Genomic DNA, 18205 nt, shown 5'->3' on the forward strand with positions numbered 1-18205 from the left:
TGGTGTTCGATCAACGGCGTTCGCTGTGCGGTCAGGGCCGATCCTGCCATGTGCCCCTGACCGCGGGCACCCGGGAATGAGGTGGCAAGGGGCGGTGTTGCCGTGGGGAAACGGCCGTATTCCGAGGAGCGTCATGTCTGAGACCGCCAAGACCCCCGTGGACTTCTGGTTCGACCCGCTGTGCCCCTGGGCCTGGATGACCTCCCGGTGGGTGCTCGAAGTCGAGAAGGTCCGCGACATCGAGGTCCGCTGGCACATCATGAGCCTCGCGGTACTGAACGAGCCCAAACTCGACGAGCTGCCCGAGGAGTACCGCGAGCTGCTGTCCACCAAGGCCTGGGCCCCGATCCGCGTGGTCACCGCCGCCTGGCAGAAGCACGGCTCCGACATCCTCGGCCCGCTCTACACCGCGCTGGGCACCCGCATCCACAACAACGGCGAGGGCCCGACCGTCGAGGCCATCGCCGGCGCGCTCGCCGAGGTCGGCCTGCCCGCCGACCTGATCGACTACGCCGACCAGAAGGACTTCGAGTTCGACGCCGAGCTGCGCGCCTCCCACAAGGAGGGCATCGACAAGGTCGGCCAGGACGTCGGCACCCCCGTCATCGCCGTCCCCGGCCCCGACGGCGAGCAGATCGCCTTCTTCGGCCCGGTCGTCACCCCCGCCCCCAAGGGCGAGGAGGCCGCACGGCTGTGGGACGGGACCGTCGCGGTCGCCTCCGTCCCCGGCTTCTACGAGATCAAGCGCTCGCGGACCAAGGGGCCGGACTTCAGCAACCTGTAAGCCGTCACTTGTCCGGCTCGGGGAAGAAGCCGCCGTCCCGCCAGTTGAGGCGCCGCTGGTAGCGCCTGCAGCCGGGGACGGCACAGCGCATGTACGCCTCGGGGGCGAAGTCCTTCTTCTCCCCGCGGACGAACGCCTTCTCCTTCTCGTCGAGGTCGCAGAACTCCCGCAGCGGGCCAGGGCCGCAGCCGGGGCACCTCTTGTGCACCATGTCGAACCTCCAGAACCTCCACACGAGACGACGCCGGCAGCCCAGCGGCCCGGCCCCGCGAGCGTAAACGCCCGCAGGGCCGGGCCGCAGCCGGTCCGCCGGCCTCCCGGCTACCGTTCCCGCCCCCGCGCCACCTTCAGCCGCGCGAGATGGTCCTCGTACCCCTTCGCGTAGTACGCCGCCCGCCCCGCGTCCGGCTCGACCACCTCCGTCGGCCGCGTCCAGGCCGCCGCGTCCAGCGGAACCCCGTACCGCTCCGCCGCCGCCAGCACCGCGCCCCGCGCCCCCACCTCGCCCTCGACCACCCGCAGCGGCCGGCCCAGCACATCCGCGAGCAGCCGCATCCAGGCCGGGCTGCGCGTACCCCCGCCGCACACCGCCAGCGAACCCGTCAGCCCCGCCGCCTCCAGACAGTGCCGGGCCGCGTAACCGATGCCCTCGCAGGTCGCCCGGATCAGATCGGCGGGCGTCGACTCCAGGGAGACACCGGTCAGTTCGGCGCGGAGGCGAGGTTCGACGAAGGGCGCGCGCTCGCCGGACGGCGCGAAGTACGGCAGCACGCGTACGCCGTTCGCTCCGGGCGGGGTTGCGGTCAGTAGCGCGTCCACCTCCTCGTGCCGGACGCCCGTCGTCGACAGCACCCAGTCCAGGGCCGCCGTCCCGACCATCGCCGGCATCGCACGCAGCCAGTGCCCCGGCCGGTCGAGGGAGATGTACAGGCCGGCCGGCTCGCCGGAGAGGTCGAGGTCGGTGGTCGCGACGAGACTGGCGAGGCAGGTGCCGACGATGAGGAGTCCGTCGCCCGGTTCCGTCACCCCCGCGCCGAGCGCGCAGGCGGGCAGGTCGTAGGGGCCGTTCGCGATGCGGGTGCCTGCGGGGAGTCCCTCGCCACGGGTGGCCGCCTTTGCGATCGGGTCGCTGATCGGGGCCAGCAGGCGTCGGCGGCGGGTCAGGCCGAGGAGTTCTACGACACCGTTGTCGTACGACCGAGTCCTGGGATCGAGGAACGGCATCGACGCGTCCGAGACATCGGTGGCGGGAGGTGCCACTGTGAGTCGTTGGAAGACCATGTCCTTGCAGAACAGGGCGTGCGCTGCGGTGTCCAGCGCTTTCGGCTCGTGCGCTTCGAACCAGGCCAGCACCGGGCCGGGGCAGCCCGGGAACATCGCGCTGCCGGTGCGGCGGAACACCGTCTCGAAGGTTCCGTCCGCCAGCCACTGGTCGAGCAGTTCGTGTGCCCGGCCGTCCATCCAGGACACGGCCGGGCGTACGGGGCGCCCTGTCGTGTCGACCAGCCAGACGCCGTCGCCTTGGCCGGTCAGGCCGGCCAGTTCGACGGGGCCGTCCGTGGCCGAGGTGACGTCCTTCAGTACGGCAACTACCGCGCCGTACACCTCGTCCATGTCCTGTTCGACGTAGCCACCGTGCATCGACAGCTCCACCGGGCGGGAGGCTACGGCGAGTTGACGGCCGGTGCTGTCGAAGGCGGCGGCCTTCACGGTGGATGTGCCTACGTCGATTCCGATGTACATGTGGGGGTCTCCTGGGGGTTGGGGGTTGGGGGTGCTGGGAAGCTGGGCCGGTGTTGGGTAGGCGCCGTCGCGCACACCTCTTTTGGTTCGGTCGCCTTCGGGGCGCTTCAAGCCGGTGTCGAGAGCCCCACCGTGCTCGGCGCTGCGCGCCTCCGCGCGCTGGGGCTCTCGACACCGGCGCGCCCCTGCGGCTCCCTCTCGGCCGGCGCGTGGGGACAGGCCAACTTGGTGGGCCCTCAACGGAGTTGGTGGGAAAGAGGCTCGCCTCGTGCCCAGCGGCCTACTTCCTCTGCTGCTATTCGCGCCGCCTTTTCGGCTACGGCGCGGGAGGCGCCGCCCAGGTGGGGGGTGAGGACCAGCCTGTCGGTGAGGCCGAACAGGCTTGAATCGGTGGGCAATGGCTCGCGGGTGTAGGTGTCGAGGGCCGCTGCTGACACCTGACCGCTCTCCAGGGCCTCGCACAGTGCCTCCTCGTCCAGGAGGGGGCCCCGCGCCACGTTCACCACCACCGCGCCGGGGCGCAGCAGCGCCAGCTCGCGGGCGCCGATCAGGCCGCGTGTCTCGGGGGTCAGGCGGGCGTGCAGGGTGATGACCTGGGAGCGGCGCAGGAGTTCGTCCAGCGTCGCGACGCGCAGTCCGTGGATCTCGCCGTGCACATAAGGGTCGTACACCATCACGCGGGCGCCGAAGGCGCAGAGGGCGCGGGCGACGCGGCTGCCGACGGCGCCGTATCCGACGAGGCCGACCGGCAGGTCCTCCAGCTCCAACCCGCTGTGCTCGTAGGTGTAGTAGGCGGCCCCCGCCTCCCAACTCCCTTGCCCGGCAAGGAGTTCGTGCGCCTGCGGAATACGGCGGAGCACGGCCAGCATCGTCCCCACGGTGAACTCGGCGGTCGCGGCGGCGTTGCGGCCGGGTGCGAAGCACACCCGTACGTCGTGGGTCTTCGCCGCGTCCAGGTTGACGTTGACCGGTCCGCCCCGGCACACCACGACCAGCCGGAGATCGGGGCAGGCCGCGAGGACGCGTTCGGTGACCGGCCCCATCTGGGTGACCAGGACCTGTGCTCCGCCGTCGCCCCGCAGGGCCTCGATCAGTTCGTCCTCGGCGTCGCTCGCCTCCTCGACCTCGGCGACCCGCCCGAAGGGTTCCAGCGGCCAGCCGAGCGTCAACTCGCTTACGGCAAAGGGGTGTTCGCGCAGTTCCTCGGCGATCGCGGAAGTGATCAGCGACGGCAGGACGAAATGGTCACCGGCGGCGACGACACGCAGGGTCTCGGTCATCGTGGGGCTCCCTCCCTCTTTGCCACGATGAACGGGGAATGCCGAATGCGTAACCCCTGTGGGAGGTCCCGATGATGTTCGAGGGTGACGGCCAGGCGTGGCTGGGCATCGACCTGGGGACGCAGAGCGTCCGCGCGCTGCTGGTCACCGGCGACGGGCGCGTCCTCGGCGCCGGCACCGTCCCGCTGGCCGGACGTCGGGACGGGGTGCGGCACGAGCAGGATCCGGGGGAGTGGTGGGAGGCGGTGTGTGTCGCGTCCGGGGCTGCCCTGACGGGACGGTCGCGGCTACGGCTCGGTGGGCTCGCGGTGTGCGGCACCTCCGGGACCGTGCTGCTGACGGACGGCGCGGGGCACCCGCTGACACCGGCGGTGATGTACGACGACGGGCGCGCGGTGGCGGAAGCGGCGCGGGTGGGCATGCAGACGAGTTGGGCGCTGCCCAAGGCCTTGTGGCTGTTGGAGGCGTATGGGGGTGGGCTGGTCACCCATCAGCCTGACGTCATCACCGCTCGGTTGACGGGCCGCGGAACGGTCCCGACCGACTCCAGTCATGCCCTCAAGACGGGCTACGACGTGGAGCGTGAGGACTGGCCGTCTCAACTGGCCTACTTGGGTGACGTGTTGCCGGAGGTGGTCCGTCCCGGTACTCGGCTGGGAGAGGTCTGCGGGGCCGCCGCCGACGCGACCGGCATTCCCGTCGGTACGCCGGTCATCGCCGGGATGACGGACGGCTGCGCGGCCCAGATCGCCTCGGGGGCGTTGTACGAAGGCTCGTGGAACTCGGTGCTCGGTACCACGCTGGTCCTCAAGGGGGCGTCCGCGAGGCCCGTCCGGGACAGCGCCGGGGTGGTCTACAACCACCGTGCGCCGGACGGGAGTTGGCTGCCGGGCGGGGCGTCGAGCGTGGGGGCGGGCGCGCTGCCGGCGGGGGCGGATCCGGCGGAGATGGACAGGCTGGCGATTGAGTACGAACCTTCGGGCGTCCTTGCCTACCCCCTCACCTCACCCGGCGAACGGTTCCCCTTCCTCGCCCCGGACGCCACCGCCTTCACGCTCGGCACCCCGGCCTCCGAGGCGGACGGCTGGGCGGCGGTGCTCCAGGGCGTGGCGTTCACCGAGCGGCTGTGCCTCGACTATCTGCACCACCTCGGCGCCCCGATAGACGGGCCGCTCACCTTCACGGGCGGCGCGGCCCGCAGCGCGTACTGGAACCAGCTCCGCGCCGACATCCTCGGCCGCCCGGCCCGAGTGCCGGAACAGATCGAACCGGCCCTGGGGATGGCGGTGTTGGCGGCACACAGTGAAATGGGCGCCAGCCTGGCGGATACGGCCGACCGCATGGTTCGCATCCGTACGGTCCTCGAACCCCGTCAGTCTCGTACGGCCCGCTTCGTCGAGCCGTACGCTCGCCTGGTGGACGAACTGGAGAACCGGGGCTGGCTGCCGACCCCGATCGCGACCCACACCCGCACCCGCCTGAACCAGGAAACCCCCAACTCATGAGCACCACTCTCCTGTTGGCCCGCCACGGCCAGACCGTCTGGCACGCCGAGAACCGCTACGCCGGTATCAGCGACGTTGCCCTGACGGACGTGGGGGTCGCCCAGGCGGAGGACCTCGGCCGGTGGGCCGCCGCGCATCCGGTCGACGCGATCTGGACGTCCCCGCTGTCACGGGCTGTGCTTACGGCGGCGCCCGCCGCCCGCGCCCTGCACCTCACCCCCCACACCGAACCCGGCCTGCGCGAATGCGACTTCGGGGTGGTGGAGGGCCGTACGCTCGCGGAGTTCGAGGCGGAGGACCCCGGCGCGGCGGAGGCCTTCCGGGCCGATCCGGTGGCGTGTCCGTTCCCGGGAGCCGAGGATCCGACGGCAGCGGCAGCGCGCGGGCTGGCCGCCCTGCAGCGCATCGCCGTCGCGCATTCCGGGGGGCGCGTCCTGGTCGTTGCCCACAACACCTTGCTGCGGCTTGTGCTGTGCCGGGCGCTGTCGATTCCGCTAGGTGCATACCGGCGGGTGTTTCCGCGACTGCGGAACGCGGCGGTGAGTGAACTTCGAGTGGGAGATGGGGAGTTCGCTCTGCTGTCGCTCAATGTGCCCTGTGGTGAGGCAAATTGAAGACGGCGGCCCCCGCCAGTCACGTCCTCGCGGGGGCCGCCTTCTCGTCCGCCTGCCAGCGTGAAAGGTGAGAAGACGATCAAGAGGCAGGACGTTCTCAGGCGGGCAGGATCGTCTGGCGGGACCTCGCCGCCTCGTAACGCCGGGCCCTTGCCCTGATGGTCGTAGACCTGCTCGACGATCAGGCGGTCACCGAGGGGCTCGTAGGCGAGGACGCCCCAGCCGGAGCCCTGGGTGGTCGCGGCGGCCTTGGTCAGCTGCGCCTTGAAGCCGGCGAAGGAACCGAAGGACGCGGCGATGACATCCGCGAGCTCACCCACCCCGTCCGCAGCCAGCGGCTCACCGCCGCCGAGCCCCACTGCTCCTTGTCGCGTGCCTCCGCCAGCTGCTCCAGCGTGTCGTTGGCTCCCTTGACGTAGCCCGCGTGGTGCTTGTCGTGGTGCAGCTCGATGATCTCGGGGCTGATCACGGGAGCGAGCGCGGAGTAGTCGTAGGGCAGGTCGGGCAGCGTGTAGACGGGCATGACGGATCGATCCCCTCCGGACCTCTGGAACTCTTATTGCGATAGACTTGCAAGTGCAGGTTAGCAACAAGAAGCCCCCGCGGGTGGACCGCGGGGGCGTTTCGGGCGCGGGATCGGATCCGGCGCGGGTTCGGGTGTGTGGTTACTCCGCGACCGACGTGTAGTGCGAGGCGTCGCCCTCGATCGAGTAGCTCTCCTTGCCCTCGATGCCGACCGGGACGTCACCGGCGACGGTCACGCGGTTGAGGCGGCGGGGCTGGTCGTCGTAGTTGTCGATGGCGTAGTGCTGGGTGATGCGGTTGTCGAACAGGACGAGCTGGTTCGGGGACCAGCGGTGGCGGAGGATGTTCTCGGGGCGGGTGACGTATGCCTGGAGGATGTCGAGGATCTTGCGGGACTCGGTGGTCGACAGGCCTACGATCCGTTGCGCGAAACCACCTATGAACAGGCCGCGTTCGCCGGTCAGCGGGTGCACGCGGACGACCGGGTGGACCGTACGGAACTTGATGGACGTGAACTGGGCGCGCTGGGCGGCTTTTTCGTCGTCGATCTCCTCGTCCGGTACGGCGTAGTCGTAGTCGTTGGTGTGCTCCGCCCACAGGGTGTCGGCGAGGGCGCGGAGGGGTTCGGGCAGGTCGCGGTAGGCCGCCGCCGAACTGGCGATCAGGGTCTCGCCGCCGTACGGCGGGACGGTGATGGAGCGCAGGGTGCTGGCCTGGGGCGGGTTGAGGACGAAGGTGACGTCCGTGTGCCAGTGGTTGGCCCGGCCGCGCTCGCTGTCGACGGGCAGCACGTTCGGGGCGCCGTCGACGGCCGGCACGGTGGGGTGCGCGGTGGTGAGGTCGCCGAAGTGGCGGGCGAAGGCCTCCTGGCCCTCGTCGTCGAGGTGTACGTCGTCGAAGACCAGCGCCTTGTGGACGTTGAGGGCCTCGCGGATCGCCGCGACCTGCTCGGCGTCGAGCGGCTTGTTGATGTCGACACCCAAGACGCGGGCGCCGATGTGCGCGGTGACCTTCTGGATCTCGATCTCGATGGACATGGTGAAGTCCCCTCAGGCGAAGGCGGGTTGGGTGTACTGGTTGGCCGGGCGGGGGAGGCCGTAGCGCTCCCGGAGGGTGGTGCGCGGGCCGTACTCGGTGCGGAGCAGGCCTCGGGTGCGGAGGAGCGGGACGACGTGGTCGACGAAGGCGTCGAGGCCGGAGGGCAGGACGGCCGGCATGATGTTGAAGCCGTCGGCGGCGCCCTGGGTGAACCAGGTCTCGATCGCGTCGGCGACCTGTTCGGGTGTGCCGGCGAAGGTGAGGTGCCCGCGTCCGCCGCCGAGTCGGCCGATCAGCTGCCGTACGGTCAGCCGGTCGCGCCGGGCGAGTTCGACGACGAGGGTGTAGCGGCTCTTCGCGCCCTCGATGGCGTCCTCGGGCGGGAGATCGGCGGGGAGCCGGGCGTCCAAATCCAGGGTGCCGGGCGGTAGTTGGAGCAGGTTTTCCAGGCGGTCCACTCCGTGCGTGTACACGATGTGGTCCTCCAGGAGGCGTTCGTTCGCGCGCGCCTCGGCCTCCGTCGAGCCGAGTACCGGGACGATGCCCGGCAGTACCTTGATGTGCTCGGGGTCCCTACCGGCCGCCGCCGTACGGGACTTGAGGTCCGTGTAGAACGTCTGCGCGTCGGCGAGGGTCTGCTGTGCGGTGAACACCGCCTCCGCGTAACGGGCCGCGAACGTCTTGCCGTCCTCGCTCGAACCCGCCTGCACGAGGAGGGGGTAACCCTGGGGCGAGCGGGGGACGTTGAGGGCGCCCTCGACGCTGAAGTACGTCCCCTGGTGGCGCGGCGGGTGGATCTTCGCGTCGTCGCCCCACACGCCGGCCGCCTTGTCGGCGACGATCGCGTCGTCCTCCCAGCTGTCCCAGAGCTTCAGCGCCACATCGAGGAACTCGGCGGCGCGTGCGTACCGTTCCGCGTGTGCGGGCTCGTGGTCGAGTCCGAAGTTCCGGGCCGCCTCGGCACCGGCCGTGGTGACGATGTTCCAGCCGGCCCGGCCGCCGCTGATGATGTCGAGGGAGGCGAACTTGCGCGCCAGGTTGTAGGGGGAGTTGTAGGAGGTGGACGCGGTGGCGATCAGGCCTATGTGCTCGGTCGCTGTCGCGAGTGCGGTGAGCAAGGTGAGCGGTTCCAGTGCTCCGGCCGGGCGTTGGGCCAGGTTGCTCCACAACTGCGGTCCGTCGGCCAGGAAGAGCGAGTCGAAGGTGCCACGCTCGGCGATCCGGGCGAGGTGTATGTAGTGGTCCAGCTCTACGTGGGCGTAGGGGTTGCTCTCCGGGAGGCGCCAGGAGGCCTCGTGGTGACCGGTGTTCATGAGGAAGGCATTGAGGTGGAGTTGGCGGGGCATGCCAGGTCCTTAGGTGGGAGTTCCGGGTGCGTAAATCCAGCCCGTCCGGCGTTTGAGGACGAGGCCCCTTCAGGGCCGATGGGGGTCTGGGGGCGCAGCCCCCGGGCGGCACGAGCGGCCGACGTTCACCGAATGTCCGACGTGACGCCAAGCGCCGCCAGCAACCGCGACCGGTACTCACCGCGTGGACGCTCACGGTCGATGGTCAAGTCCAGCCCGATCCGCCCCTGTTCAAGCACCAGCACCCGGTCCGCGAGGACGATCGCCTCGTCCACGTCATGCGTGACCAGCAGCACCGAGGGACGGTGCCGCTCCCACAGCTCGCGCAGCAGCACATGCATCCGAATGCGGGTCAGGGCATCCAACGCTCCGAACGGCTCGTCGGCCAGCAGCAGTTCGGGCTCGCGCACCAGCGACCGGGCAAGCGCCGCCCGCTGGGCCTCGCCGCCGGACAACTCGTTCGGCCAGGCCCGCTCGCGGCCCTTCAACCCCACCTCGGCGAGGGCCTCGCGACCCTTTGCGGCGGCCTCCTTGCCGTCCGTGCCCAGCAGCACATTGTCGAGAACCCGGCGCCAGGGCAGCAGCCGCGAGTCCTGGAAGACCACTGACACCCGCTCAGGCGCGGTGAGTTGACCGCTTCCGACCACTTCGTGGTCGAGGCCCGCGATGGCCCGCAGCAGTGTGCTCTTGCCGGAACCGCTGTGCCCGAGCAGCGCGGTGAACTGTCCGGCGGGCAGGTCGAGGTCGATGTCGTCGAGGACCGTACGACCGTCGAACGACCTGGTGAGACCCCGGATTTGGACGGTCGGCGCGGTGGTCAGCTGCTGAGTGTGCGGCGCCATGACAGCACCCTCCGTTCGATGAGACGGACCGCGCTGTCGGAGGCCAGGCCGAACACGCCGTAGATCAGCAGGCCGACCAGGATGACGTCCGACTGGCCGTAGTTCTGGGCCTGGAACATCATGTAACCGAGGCCGCTGGTGGCGTTGATCTGCTCCAGGACCACCAGGCTCAGCCAGGAACCGGTCACCCCGAGGCGCAGGCCGACGAAGAAGCCGGGCAGGGCGCCGGGGATGACGATCTGGCGGATGAACTGGAGCCTCGACAGGCCCTGGACCTCGGCGAGTTCGACATAGCGGTGGTCGATGCCGGACAGCGCGGCGTGCAAGTTGAGGTAGATCGGGATGTAGACGACGATCGCGATGATGGCGATCTTGAAGGTCTCGCCGATGCCCAGCCAGAGGATGAACAGCGGGATCAGACCGAGGGTCGGGATGGCCCGGTTGAGCTGCACGGTCCCGTCGACGAGGGCTTCGCCGATCCGGCTCAGCCCGGCTACCAGCGCGAGGACGACACCGGCGGTGAGGCCGAGGGCGAAGCCGTAGGCGGCGCGTTCCAGGGAGGTCAGCACGTCGGTGGGCAGCGTGCCGGACGTCCACAGCCGGCCGGCTGTCCGCAGTACCGTCCAGGGCGCCGGGATCGCGGCCGGGTCCAGCTGCCCGGCGGCGGAGGCGGCGGCCCACAGGGCGAAGAAGAGCGCGGGGCCGATGATCCGGGAGGCGGGCAGGCGTTTGCCGGGGGCGAGGCCGCGGCGCCGCCCGCGCCGCCGTACGGCCGTCTTCTCCTCGACAGCCGTCACCGGCACGGTCGTTGTCGTGGTCGTCATGGCCGTCACTTCCGGTACTCCGCCGGGACGGCCTTCGCCGCGATGTCCTCGAAGCGCCGGTCGAAGAGCGAGTCCACCTTGAACTCCTTCACGAAGCCGCCCTCCGCCAGCAGATCGGCGGTCTCCTGCTCCCACTTGACGGCCTCGTCCCAACTCGGGGGGAACAAGGGCTTGTTGGCGAGTGCGGTGACCGACTTGGCCTGCGCGAGGGTCAGGTTCTGGGTCTTGACGTAGAACTCCTCGTTCCAGGTGTCCGGGTTCTCGTACTGCCAGACCTGGCCCTGCGCCCACTGCGGGATGTACGCGGCGATCGCGGCGGCCTTCGCGGAGTCGGCCAGCACGGCGGCCGGTGCCCACAGGAGGTTGAGCAGGTCTACGACATCGGTCGTGATGGCGTGGGCGCCCTTCGCCTCGTACTGCTTGAGGTACGCCGGTGCCTGGCTGTTGGCGAGCGGGGCGATGTCGACCTGACCCGACTGCAGGGCCGTGAAGAACTGGTTGCTGGTCAGCGGGACGAGCTTCACCTCGTCGTACTTCAGGCCCGCTTCCTTCAACGCCCGCAGAAGTACGACGCCTTGGGCCTGGCCCTGGGAGAACGCGAGTTTCTTGCCCTTGAAGTCGGAGACCGTGCGGATGTCGCTGCCGGGCTTGGTGGCGAAGAGGTAGTTGGGCTTGCGCGTGATGTTGATCGCGACGATCTTCGCGTCGAAGCCCTGGTAGTGCGCCTGGATCGGCGGGATACCCGCGTTGTTGGCGAGGTCGAGGGACTTGGCGCGGAACGCGTTGATGACATCGGGTCCGGCCCCGATGTTCACCCAACTCGACACGGTGAACGGCAACTTGGGCAACTTCGCCAGCTTGAACTGGAGTTGCTGGGTGTTGAGGTACGAGGAGATCTTCAGGCTTGTGCCGGACGGCACCTTCTCGGCGAGCGGGGCGGACAGACCGGCCCCCGACTTCGAGGCCGCGGCACTGCTCGTGGCGCAGCCGCTGAGGCCGGCGATGCCCGCGGCGGCACCGAGCACGGAGGTGAGGAAGAGCCGCCGGTCGAGGCCGGGCGCACGGGAATTGGGCATGGGAGGGCTCCCTGATTCAGCGGATGAGAAGTCTGACGAAAAGCCTGTGGAATGCAGGCAGAATTCCGGGCAGCGGAAAGACCGGAAGGGAATTCAGGCAGGATGAGGCCGGCGCTCGGGGCGCTTCAGCGGGTCAGCAACAAGAAGTGCGACAACTCATCGGCAGGCTCATGAGCAGGATGTTCCCGGTCATGCGTGCCCCCTGTCAATATTCCGAGTTTCTGAATTAAATACGCCCCGGTGAAGCGCCTGGTGAAGTGCTTGGCGACACGCTCAACGGATCCCGGAACAGCACGTCCAGCATCACCGAACCACCCGCCACGGCCAGCACGGAATCCGGGAAACTCGTCGGCACGACGGCCGACGCCCGCGCGTCACCGACCTCCTCGCGCAGCGCGTGCAGGCAGTCCTCCCGGTGGATGACCCCGAGTTCGGTGACGACCACCGTCTCCGGGTTGAGGATGTTGAGCAGCAGCCCGGCCGCCCGCCCGGCCATCCGCGCCCGCTGCGTCAACAGCCGTACGGCGACCGGGTCTCCGCGCTCGGCCGCGGCCACGACGTGGGTCGGGTTCACCCCCTCGACGATCCCCGCCTCCCGGGCCCGCCGGCACAACGTCCGTTCGCTCAGCTCCACTTGGAGGCAGCCGACGCGACCGCAGTCGCACGGCTCGGTGCCGCCGCGCAGGGGCAGATGGGCGATCGCACCGGCCTGCGAGCGAGGACCGTGGTGCACCTCGTCGTTGGTGGCGAAGGCGGCGTCGACCACGTTGCCGACGAAGAGATGCAGCACGCTGCGGCTGCCCCGGGCCCGTCCGAAGAGGCGCTCCCCGTTCACCAACGCGCGGGCGTGGCCGTCCACATGGACCGGGAGCCCGGTGCGGGTGCCGAGGGTCTCGCGCACCGGCACCTCCCGCCAGCCGAGCAGGGGGTGGTCGACGATGGTCCCGGTGTCCCGGTCCACCCAGCCGCCGGCGGCCACGCCGACACCGAGCGGGATGGCACCGGACGCGTCCGCGAGCAGGGCGTCCAGTCCTTCGGCGGCCCGCGCCAGCACTCGTGAGGGGTCGGTGGTGTCGTGTCCGATGCGTCGCTCGGCCAGCACCCGACCCCGCAGATCGAGCAGGGCCACCGTCGTATAGGGCACGGCCACATGGACTCCGCCCACGACGAACAGTGAGTCGTCCAGGTCGACGGGCACATGGGGCCGGCCCACACCTCCAGACCGTTCGGGTGTGGCCGACTCATGGATCAGGCCGAGTCCGGCGAAGCGGGCGCAGTAGTCGGTCACCGACGCGGGGGACAGCCCGGTCAGCCGGGCGATGGTGGAGCGGGCCACCGGCCCGTGCTCCAGCACGGACCGCAGGATGACACTCGCGTTGGTGCGCCGCCGGTCACTGTCGGCGGCGCGGGGTACGGGGGAGCGTAGAAGAGGTGCCGCGTTACGGGGCATGGGGATCTTCCTCGGGAACGGGTCCGACAGTGCGCCGTCGTCTTGCGTGTCTCACATGTGAGACACGTCGAGGCGCACCGGATCCGCTCCGCCCGCCTCAGGGGCGGTAACAGGTCGCCGCGGCCTGGCGTCGCAGGTCGACATAGCGACGCGACGCGAAGTTCCGGGCCTGGGCAACCATGCGGTCGAAGCTAGCAAAACGGTGCACCGCTGCCCAGACGGTGACCGGTGTGCGAGACGGCACGGGGTCCGCGTGACGGGCATCACGCCCGAGCGCGTGTAACGGGCATCCTTTGTCCGGAGCCCACCAAGTCCGCGCCGAAGCCTTTGTCGAGCGCTGACGGTGATCGGCCGAAGGGCCCTGGGATAGCGTCACTGAGTCCCCCTGTACCCCCCGTCAACCTGCGGAGTTCCCCTTGAGTACCGCCGTCGCCACCGCCCGCCCCGGACAGGTCCTCGCCGATCTGCTGCCCGCCTCCCGCGTCCGGGACATCGCCCTCGTGCTCGGCGGCGCCGCGCTCACCGGCCTCGCCGCCCAGCTCTCCGTGCCCGTGCCGGGCTCCCCGGTCCCGGTCACCGGCCAGACCTTCGCCGCGCTGCTCGTCGGCACCTCCCTCGGCGCCGGCCGCGGCTTCCTCTCGCTCGCGCTGTACGCGCTGCTCGGCCTGGCCGGCGTGCCGTGGTTCGCCGGCGGCACCCACGGGAGCGGGGCCTCCTTCGGCTACATCATCGGCATGCTGCTCGCCTCCGCCGCCGTCGGCGCCCTGGCCCGCCGCGGCGCCGACCGCTCGGCCCTGCGCATGGCGGCCACCATGATCCTGGGCGAGGCGATCATCTACGCCGTCGGCGTCCCGTACCTCGCGGTGAGCCTCGACCTGTCGACGAGCGCCGCGATCGCCGCCGGCCTCACCCCCTTCCTCCTCGGCGACGCCCTGAAGGCGGCCCTGGCGATGGGCGCGACTCCGGCCGCGTGGAAGTTCGTCAACAAGCAGCGGTAGGGCCGTAGTTCCTGCGGAAGAGGTTCGCCGGGTCGTACTCCGACTTCAACGCGGCGAGCCTCTTCCGTGTCTCCGCGTCGTACAGCCCCTCGGTCCGATCACCGGCCCCGAAAGCGAAGTTGAGCGCCCGGCCGAGTGTCGCGGGCGCGAGCAGCGCGAAGGCCGGGTCGAGCAGGGAGCGCGCGGTCGCACGGTCGCCGACCGCCAACAGCCGCACCAGGAAACGCCCTTCGCGGTACGGCACCGAGTTCGGCGCGGACTTCGCGAGGGCCCCGCCCAGATGATTGACCTGGACGACGCACATACCGGGCGCGTCCGGCTCGACGAGGGCCAGCACCTCGCCCACCCGCGCGACCTCCAACTCGCTGAGCACCGCGCTGTCTCCGTAGTACGCGTGCGGCTCGGGCGGATCACTGTGGATCGTGTGGCTCTCGGCGTACGGCATCTCCCGCAACGAGTCCGCGAGCAGCGGCCCCAACTCCCGCAGCGGAGCGAGGACTTGATCGCCGTCGGCCCCCGTGTACGCGACCCGCACGGAGACGACGTACCGCCCGCGCAGCTGCGGCGGCAGCGCCGGGATGTCCGGGTACGGTACGGCGGCGAAGGACGAGGTCAGCCCGTCCGGCACGGTCCGTGTCCACTCCTCGTACGCCCGCAGCAGGCCCGCCGGATTCACCTCCCGCCCGTCGAAGGCGAGCGAACCGCCGTAGAGCGTCCGCACCGGGACGAGGCCGATCTCCAACTCCGTGACGACACCGAAGGCATGCCCGGCGCCGAGCAGCGCCCAGTACAGCTCGGGCTCCGACTCCCTTGTCACCCGCCGTAGTCGCCCGTCGGCGGTGACGACGTCGAGCGAGCGCACATGGTCGGCCGCGTCCCGAACTCCCTTGCCAGGATGCCGAGTCCACCGCTCAGCGTGTACGACACGGCCCCCACACCCGGCGACGACCCGTTCAACGGCGCCAGCCCGTACGGCTCAGCAGCCGCCACGACCTGCGCCCACCGCACGCCCGCCCGGACCCGGACGGTGCGCGCCTGCGGATCGACCCGTACCCCGTCCATCCGCCGCGTGTTGATCAGCACCCCGCCCTCCGATCCACCCGGCAGCCCGTGCCCGGTGGCCTGCACCCCGACCGGCAGCTTCGCGCCGGCCGCGTACCGTACGGCGGCGATCACGTCGTCGGCCGAGGCCGCGCCGAAGACCATGGCGGGGCGCTGGGCGAACCCGGTCTGGAAACCGGCGAGTTCGTCGTCGTACCCGGGGTCGGCGGGGCGGAGGGCGAGGGGCTGCGTGTGCTGGCTCATGCGGTCATGCTGGCTCCATAACCTGACAGGTGCCGTCAAGCTTTCCGGCGGGAGCGAGAGCGGGAACAACAGGAAGGGCCGGGTGCTCCCGCGACCCGGCCCCCCTTGTCCGAACTCCGCTCAGCCCCGCAGGGTCTGCCGCCTCGGCGGTCGCTGGGACCAGTACAGGCCCGCCGCACCCGCCGCGATCAGGGCCGCACCGGCCGCGCCCAGCGGCAGTACGTCACTGCCGACGCCGGTCCTGGGCAGGGTGTCGCCGCCCGGCGCCACCGGCTTGTTGTCGGTGCCGAGCAGCAACGGGGTGGCCGGGGCGTTCGGCGACGGGTTCGTCGTACCGAACGGGACCGGGCCCTGCTGCCAGAACGTCTTCTTGCCGTCGGCGGACATCACCGGCAGACAGATCTTCCCGGCCTTGCTCAGGTCGTACGTCGCGTCGACGGCGTACGACTTCGACTTCCCCGCCGCGAGTGTGCCGACGGAGCACGTGAATCCGCTGTTCGAACCGGGCGGCAGATCTTTTGCGGCGATCGCCGAACAACCCTGCACGCCATTGACCTTGAGGCCGTCGAAACCGACGACCAGGAGATTGAGCTCGCCGCTGTCCTTGGTCCCCTCGTTCTTCACCGTGGCGGTGATCGCCGTCTTTTTCGAACTGTTGTCGACAGAAATCCTCTCCGGCAGGAGCGTGGTCAGTTTCACGCCCGCCGGTGCCGCGTCCATCGCCTTTCCGCCTTTGCTGCTTCCCGGCCCCTGGTCGTCCGCCGAGGCGGTGAAGGAAAGGATCATCACCGCCGAGAAAGATGCCGTGAGCAGCGATCCCGTGATGGCCGTCGCGATGGTCGTCGCGCGACGAGAACCCATGTTCGTCCCCCTTGTGTTCCCCTGTATCCCCCTGGGACTGCGCCTGAATTCGCAGTACTTGAAGAGGTACCACAAGATTTCTCCGCACTATGCTGGTACGGCATGAAGTGTGACCATTGTGGGGGTGCAGCGGATTGCCGGGGAATACGGGGAACTTGAGGAACGGCGGAACTCCGGGGCTATTGGTGACCGGGCGTTATCGACTGGTCGAAATCATCGGCCAGGGGGGAATGGGGCGGGTGTGGCGGGCCGCCGACGAAATGCTCGACCGGCAGATCGCGGTCAAGGAGATGCGCATCGACGGCCTCGACCCGGAGGACACCCGCACCCGCCGCGAACGCACCCTGCGCGAGGCCAGGGCCACGGCGCGGATCGACCATCCCAACGTCGTACGGGTCTACGACGTAGTGGACGAGGGCGAACGCCTGTGGATCGTCATGGAGTTGGTGGCCGGCCGCTCGCTGGAGCGGATCATGGCGGAGGACGGTCCGGTCGGCCCGCGCGAGGCCGCCCGCATCGGACTGGGGCTGGTGGCGGCGCTGCGGCAGGTGCACGCGGGAGGCGTCCTGCACCGGGACATCAAACCCGGCAACGTACTCGTCGAGAGCCGTGCGCAGCGTGTCGTGCTCACCGACTTCGGTATCGCCGCGATCCAGGACGCCGAGGCGCTCACCATGGTCGGCATGCTCGTCGGCTCGCCCGACTACATGGCACCCGAGCGGATCTCCGGCCGCCCGCAGGGACCGCCCTCGGACATCTGGTCCCTCGGCGCGACCCTCTGCGCGGCGCTCGGCGGCCGTTCACCGTTCTCCCGCGGCACCACCCTCGCGACCCTGCACGCGGTGCTCTACGAGGAGCCCGAACTCCCGTCCGCGGCGGGCCCGTTGCGGGAGGTACTGGCCGCGCTCCTGGAGAAGGAGCCGTCGGTCCGGCCGGGGCTGGAGGAGGTGGAGGAGGCGCTGAGTCCGGTCGCGTTTCCGACGGAGGCCGAGAAACTCGGTTCTGTGGAAACGCGGTTGGTGGAGGAGCCCGAGAGGCCGGAGGAGCCTGAGGCCCATCAGGAGTCACCCACTCCGGCCTTCCTGGAACCGTCGGTGGTCCGGGCGGTACGAGATCCCCGGGTGCACGATCCGGACCCCGGACCGCAACCCGACCCGCAACCCCACGCCGATCCCGCCCCGCCCGTCGAGGACCCGATACCGACCCAGCGTCCGGCGGTGGCCGGCGTCTCCCTCGTGCGCCCCGAGCGCCCGGTACCACCGCACCCCGCCCGCAGCCCCCGCCCGGACCTGGGCCCCCACCCCGCCCGGCTGCCCGGCCCCGCGCAGCCGTTCACCACCCGCTCCCGCCCCCACCGCCGTATCGGACTGATCGCCGCCGCGGCCGTAGCCGTAGTGGGCGCGGTGGTTGCGGCGATCCTCGTGACCGGGAACGGCTCGTCCGACGACACGGCAACGAGCTCGGCGTCGACGGCATCGACGGCGTCGACCACCGCCTCGTCGACTCCGACCGAACCGTCCGTATCCCCGTCCCCGTCCCCGTCCCCGTCCCCCTCTCCCACGGTCGAGGGCACCTCCCGCCCCCCGAGCCTGCCCCCGGGAACGCACCAGGAGGCGGGCGGGTTCGCGTGGGCGACGCCCACCGGCTGGCGGCGGGATCTGAAGACGGGGGCCGAGGTCCACTACACGTCCCCGGACGGCAGCCAGGAACTCGTGGGCAAGTCCTCCCTCGCCCGCGGTGATCTGATGCGGACGTGGGAGGCCTCGGAGCGGAACGCCCACCAGGGGCAGGACTACCGGAAGATCCGGCTCGTCAGCACGACGTTCCGCGGCTGTCCTGCGGTGGTCTGGGAGTACACGTTCACCCTCAAGGGCACCCCCTGGCACGCCCGGCTGCTCGGCTTCGACGCGGACGGGAAGTCGTACCAGATCAACACCTGGTACCGGCCGGACGTGGAGACCCAGGCCCTGAAGACCTACGACAGGGTCAAGAACAGCTTCGTCGTGCTGTGAAC

15 protein-coding genes and 2 pseudogenes are annotated in these 18205 nt (G+C 70.4%); 5 read left to right on the forward strand and 12 right to left on the reverse strand.

The features are described 5' to 3' along the window. Positions 1-133: 133 nt before the first annotated feature. Positions 134-784, forward strand: a complete 651-nt coding sequence (locus OH768_RS34320; protein ID WP_400977200.1) for a DsbA family protein — start codon at positions 134-136, stop codon at positions 782-784. Positions 785-788: 4 nt separating this feature from the next. Here OH768_RS34320 and OH768_RS34325 read toward each other — a convergent pair whose 3' ends face one another. From OH768_RS34325 to OH768_RS34335, 3 genes are all read right to left on the reverse strand, one after another. Continuing rightward, positions 789-995: a hypothetical protein gene (locus OH768_RS34325; protein WP_406459837.1), complete on the reverse strand. Its 207-nt coding sequence runs from the start codon at positions 993-995 to the stop codon at positions 789-791. A gap of 110 nt (positions 996-1105) precedes the next feature. Next, positions 1106-2527 carry an FGGY family carbohydrate kinase gene (locus OH768_RS34330; RefSeq protein ID WP_406459838.1) on the reverse strand — a complete coding sequence of 474 codons (1422 nt, stop codon included), beginning with the start codon at positions 2525-2527 and terminating at the stop codon, positions 1106-1108. 236 nt (positions 2528-2763) lie between these two features. After that, a complete protein-coding gene (locus OH768_RS34335; protein WP_406459839.1) occupies positions 2764-3807 on the reverse strand; it encodes a 2-hydroxyacid dehydrogenase in 1044 nt (347 codons plus the stop codon). 71 nt (positions 3808-3878) lie between these two features. Between OH768_RS34335 and OH768_RS34340 the strand changes: the two genes are divergently transcribed. Both OH768_RS34340 and OH768_RS34345 read left to right on the forward strand, forming a co-directional pair. After that, complete coding sequence (locus tag OH768_RS34340; protein ID WP_406459840.1) at positions 3879-5312, forward strand: FGGY-family carbohydrate kinase; 1434 nt, start codon at positions 3879-3881, stop codon at positions 5310-5312. Then, complete coding sequence (locus OH768_RS34345; RefSeq protein ID WP_406459841.1) at positions 5309-5926, forward strand: histidine phosphatase family protein; 618 nt, start codon at positions 5309-5311, stop codon at positions 5924-5926. The genes OH768_RS34340 and OH768_RS34345 overlap by 4 nt, the downstream gene beginning before the upstream one ends. A 152-nt stretch (positions 5927-6078) precedes the next feature. Here OH768_RS34345 and OH768_RS34350 read toward each other — a convergent pair. From OH768_RS34350 to OH768_RS34380, 7 genes and pseudogenes are all read right to left on the reverse strand, one after another. Next, positions 6079-6449, reverse strand: a pseudogene (locus OH768_RS34350) (superoxide dismutase); the annotation flags it as partial. Between the two features lie 142 nt (positions 6450-6591). Next, entirely contained in the window at positions 6592-7482 is an 891-nt protein-coding gene (locus OH768_RS34355; protein WP_406465561.1) for a TauD/TfdA dioxygenase family protein, read from the reverse strand. An 18-nt stretch (positions 7483-7500) separates the two neighbouring features. Beyond that, positions 7501-8835, reverse strand: a complete 1335-nt coding sequence (locus OH768_RS34360; RefSeq protein ID WP_406459842.1) for an LLM class flavin-dependent oxidoreductase — start codon at positions 8833-8835, stop codon at positions 7501-7503. A gap of 125 nt (positions 8836-8960) precedes the next feature. Further along, positions 8961-9677, reverse strand: coding sequence for an ABC transporter ATP-binding protein (locus OH768_RS34365; RefSeq protein ID WP_406459843.1), 717 nt, complete (start codon positions 9675-9677; stop codon positions 8961-8963). Next, positions 9653-10501, reverse strand: coding sequence for an ABC transporter permease (locus tag OH768_RS34370; RefSeq protein WP_406459844.1), 849 nt, complete (start codon positions 10499-10501; stop codon positions 9653-9655). The genes OH768_RS34365 and OH768_RS34370 overlap by 25 nt, the downstream gene beginning before the upstream one ends. A 5-nt stretch (positions 10502-10506) precedes the next feature. Further along, positions 10507-11577, reverse strand: coding sequence for an ABC transporter substrate-binding protein (locus OH768_RS34375; protein ID WP_406459845.1), 1071 nt, complete (start codon positions 11575-11577; stop codon positions 10507-10509). 226 nt (positions 11578-11803) lie between these two features. Then, positions 11804-13027: an ROK family protein gene (locus OH768_RS34380; protein WP_406459846.1), complete on the reverse strand. Its 1224-nt coding sequence runs from the start codon at positions 13025-13027 to the stop codon at positions 11804-11806. A gap of 416 nt (positions 13028-13443) precedes the next feature. Between OH768_RS34380 and OH768_RS34385 the strand changes: the two genes are divergently transcribed. Next, positions 13444-14025, forward strand: coding sequence for a biotin transporter BioY (locus tag OH768_RS34385; RefSeq protein WP_406459847.1), 582 nt, complete (start codon positions 13444-13446; stop codon positions 14023-14025). Here the strand turns inward: OH768_RS34385 and OH768_RS34390 are convergent. Next, positions 14009-15330, reverse strand: a pseudogene (locus OH768_RS34390) (FAD-binding oxidoreductase). The gene OH768_RS34385 and the pseudogene OH768_RS34390 overlap by 17 nt on opposite strands. A 120-nt stretch (positions 15331-15450) precedes the next feature. Beyond that, on the reverse strand, positions 15451-16191 hold the full coding sequence (locus OH768_RS34395; RefSeq protein ID WP_406459848.1) for a hypothetical protein: 741 nt from the start codon (positions 16189-16191) through the stop codon (positions 15451-15453). A 230-nt stretch (positions 16192-16421) separates the two neighbouring features. On the opposite strand from OH768_RS34395, the gene OH768_RS34400 reads away from it, so the two are divergent. Further along, positions 16422-18203: a serine/threonine-protein kinase gene (locus tag OH768_RS34400; protein ID WP_406465563.1), complete on the forward strand. Its 1782-nt coding sequence runs from the start codon at positions 16422-16424 to the stop codon at positions 18201-18203. Positions 18204-18205 lie beyond the last annotated feature (2 nt).

Source organism: Streptomyces sp. NBC_01622, assembly GCF_045209635.1.
GTDB lineage: Bacteria > Actinomycetota > Actinomycetes > Streptomycetales > Streptomycetaceae > Streptomyces.